This window comes from Tamlana crocina, from assembly GCF_012037625.1.
Map to the genome: position 1 here is coordinate 1 of NZ_JAAVJS010000754.1, position 303 is coordinate 303.

The 303-nt window shown below is 41.6% G+C and carries 1 protein-coding gene; it reads right to left on the reverse strand.

Going from position 1 to position 303, the window contains the following annotated elements; all coding sequences use genetic code 11:
- Positions 1 to 38: 38 nt before the first annotated feature.
- On the reverse strand, positions 39 to 303 hold a 265-nt coding region (locus HC176_RS18860), incomplete at its 5' end, for a GDCCVxC domain-containing (seleno)protein (RefSeq protein WP_425338232.1).

A 303-nucleotide genomic window follows, 5' to 3' on the forward strand; every position in this document is an offset into this window, starting at 1 on the left:
GGATACTGGATTCCTAAGTGTCATTGGGTTCTATCTACCTATCTACCGTTGGAACCGCAACATGACCTCGATTTCTGAATCGGTGGACACGGTACAGAACCATAACTACAAAACACGCAGCAGTCGCCCTCTAATGGTTTTATAACAGCTCCACAACTGGAGCATTCGTGAAAGAATTGACAAGCGTCTGTGGGCATAACTTCTTCCCTGGCATACTTGCAATAAGGACATGTTAAAATAGATTTTAAAATAGTTTCCATAGGTATGTTTATAACATTGATGTGATATCCGAACCCATTGTCG